The organism is Campylobacter parajejuni, from assembly GCF_046764905.1.
Taxonomy (GTDB): domain Bacteria; phylum Campylobacterota; class Campylobacteria; order Campylobacterales; family Campylobacteraceae; genus Campylobacter_D.
The window spans coordinates 1-2061 of sequence record NZ_JBKORB010000021.1; the positions used below are offsets into that span (position 1 = coordinate 1).

General features: G+C 29.2%; 1 protein-coding gene. It reads right to left on the reverse strand.

Going from position 1 to position 2061, the window contains the following annotated elements; translation table 11 throughout:
• Nucleotides 1-2019: type IIG restriction enzyme/methyltransferase (locus tag ACLL8X_RS09225; RefSeq protein WP_411990625.1), on the reverse strand; the 2019-nt coding region annotated here is incomplete at its 3' end.
• Nucleotides 2020-2061 lie beyond the last annotated feature (42 nt).

Below are 2061 nucleotides of genomic sequence, written 5' to 3' on the forward strand. Positions count from 1 at the left end.
CAAAGAATTCCCACATTTTATATTTATATCAATGTTTGGCAGGGTTTTAAGATTGTGATAAGTCCCATCATCAAAATCCTCATAATAACTATGCTTTAAAAGCTCTATCCAAAGTCTTAGCTTAGTAATTTCACAAGAATTAGGATTAATATCTACGCCAAAAAGATTATTTTCTATGATGTTTTTTTTCGTATCAAAAAGCTCTTTTTGGATTAAGTGGGCTTTTGTGTTTCTTTTTGGGCGTTTGTATTCTATAAATTCGCCTTTTTGGTTAGTGATAAGAAGTTCATCATTTTGCACTTCTAGGTAAAACCCTTCTTCAAAAAGATTTAGCTCATCATAAATACCAAGCATTACATTTAAAGCAGAAACTAGAAAATGCCCACTTCCTACTGCAGGGTCGCAAATTTTTATGGAGTTTAAAAGCTCTTTTTGTACCTTTTTGTCTTCTTTTCTTAATGAGCTTTTTAGTTCTTTTATATCCTTAGCATTTAAATCAAATTTGGCATTGAATTTATCCAGCACAATTTTTGTGATATTTTCTTTACACATATAAGAAGTGATAAAGCTTGGCGTATAAAAGCTACCTTCTTTATAACCATTAAGCTTTTCAAAAACATTGCCTAAAACACTTGAGCTTATGAGTTCTTTTTGACTTAAAATTTCACTTTGCTCATCATCACTACCAAAATCAAAACTATCTAAAAATTCAAACAAATATTCTAAAAGCCCCACTTGTCCTTTTTTGGTTTTATAATTTTTATCCTTTAAAATTGTAAATTTATAATAAGTCAGTTTTAAATCATTGCTTAAACTTGAAATTTCAAGGGTGTTTTTTTCTATATCTTGCTTTTCAAACAAAGAAGAATTTAAATAAGGCAGATAAGCAAATTCGCTTTTTATCTTTCTTTCTTCTTTAGCTAGAATTTCAAAGAAAAGTTCGCTAAGCTTGTCAAAATCAGGGATTTTTTTAAAGCTTAGAAATTTCAAATTTTTATCATCATTAAAACGCACCAAATTGGACTCTATAAGCTTTAAAAACAAAATACGATTAAGCCATAAAATCAAAAATTGCAAAATGTTTTCAAAATTTTCTTCTTCAAGCTTGGAGTTTATGGCGGTATAGAAGGTTCCTTGCCCTTCTTTGCTTTCTTCGCTTTTTGTGATGATGAGTTTTGAGCTTTGTTTGCTTTCGCAAAGTCCTAGTATATACAAAAGTTCTTTATAGAAGGCATTGTTGAGCAAATTGGCATCATTGGGGTTAAACTCATCTAACAAACAAGCTTTATTAAAAATTTTAAATAAGGGCTTTAGCTTACTAAAACTTGGATTTTCTTGCTCTAAAACAGGTTTTAAGTCGATGAAAAGTCCTTTTAATTCGGGGCTTTTTTGGGTGGAATTTTTAGCCAATAAATTCAAAGACTCTTTAGAAGCGGTAAAAGGCAAGGTTAGAAGCTTGTGAAATTCTTTATAAATTTCATCGGTATTGCCCTTAAAAAGAGAATTTTTATTTTCAAAATTTTCAAAAGCTTCTCTTAAAGTTTTCTTTTCATTCAAAAATTCTTCAAACAAACGGGCTTTAAAAATATAAAAACGATAAAAATCTGTGATGATGAGATATTTTAAAGATGAATTGCCCTGCTTTCTTTCCCTTAAATAATATAAAATGCACTCGTGTAAAGCCTTGCAACTTGGCTTAGTAGGACTAAAAAATTCTTTAGAATGAGGCACTTTTGCTTCGATGAGAACTTGAGTAAAATCCTCTTTTTTCAAAGCCAAATCTATGCCACTATTGCCTTTATGGGTGCTTTTTGCTTGAGCTTTGAAAGTTAAAGCTTCAAAAAAGGGTTTTAAAGCATTAGCTACAAGAGCATCTTCGCCATTTTTTAAATTATCTTCTAAATTCTTTTTATAAGCTTTTAAAATTTTAATAAATTCTTTTAATTCTGTATCCAAAATAGGCTTTTTGCGGTAATAAGGATTTAAAAATTCTTTTTCATTTAGAGTTTGAAATTTCATACTTAACCTTTAATTAATATAGAGTAATTTTAGCAAAATATA